1 protein-coding gene and 1 pseudogene are annotated in these 910 nt (G+C 46.0%); one reads left to right on the top strand and one right to left on the bottom strand.

Annotated features, from left to right (window positions below):
• Positions 1–173 (top strand): annotated as a pseudogene (locus R7Z50_RS25595) (L-2-hydroxyglutarate oxidase); the annotation flags it as partial.
• A gap of 66 nt (positions 174–239) precedes the next feature.
• Here the strand turns inward: R7Z50_RS25595 and R7Z50_RS25600 are convergent.
• On the bottom strand, positions 240–635 hold the full coding sequence (locus R7Z50_RS25600; protein WP_005459310.1) for a cystatin domain-containing protein: 396 nt from the start codon (positions 633–635) through the stop codon (positions 240–242).
• Positions 636–910 lie beyond the last annotated feature (275 nt).

The raw sequence follows: 910 nt of genomic DNA on the forward strand, positions 1-910 counted from the left end.
GCGCGCAAGCGGTGTTGCCGGACGGCACTCTAGTGCACGATTTCCTATTTGCAGAGAGCGCAAGAAGCCTTCATGTGTGTAATGCGCCTTCCCCAGCGGCCACATCTGCCATGCCTATCGGAGAGTACATTTGCGATAAGGTCGATGAGAAAGTGGTAGTTAAAGTCGTCTAGTCAGACATAAAGAGCCAGTTTTGAACACTGGCTCTTTCATTTCATCAGGTTTTTGTTGGTGGCATTCTACTTCGGGCAAAGTTCGCCTTTTTTGGCGTGTCTTTCGATCATGTAATCGCCTCTTGCACTGCGTAAGACCATTGCGTTCCACACTTCACCGTCTTGAAGCTCGAACTCAAACGCATAGTGAGTACCCGCTACCACTTGAGTGCGTACTTCGTTGATGTTTTTTAATTTATCTTCGGCGTTCATCTGGTACAAAACCATACTCAACGAGCGCTGCGCTTCTGGAGTAACTTGAGAAACTTGCCATCCACCGGGTTGACTCTTTTCTGCCGAACAAATTGCCTGCATTTTCTTTTTCATCGCGGGTGAAACTTGCTTGTCCACGGCGTAGACATTGTTGGTGATCGTGAGGATTGCAAGAGTGGCTGCGGCTCCCCAATATTTCCTAACACTCATAAAGACACTCCGTTATTTGTCCTTGATTGAGTATAAGCACGGCTGTGTTGCTTTACATAATGAGAAGAAGTTGGAACGGAAAGTCGTACAAAATATTGGTGAGTCCTTTCGATACATAAATGAGCGCCGCTTCACTGAAATTTGTCCGAAAAGTGCACTATATTGAAAGAGTCAGAGACATGGGGTTTCTGGCTTTTCTTTTATCAGGAGGACGAAGACGATGAGAATAAAGGATATTCTCGATAGCCGTTTGGTGCTGTCGTTCTGGTATAACC

The organism is Vibrio sp. 1249-1 (assembly GCF_033340495.1).

Excerpts from the sequence above, each read along its gene's own strand:
- R7Z50_RS25600 (WP_005459310.1), bottom strand. The coding sequence starts at position 635 with ATGAGTGTTAGGAAATATTGGGGAGCCGCAGCCACTCTTGCAATCCTC.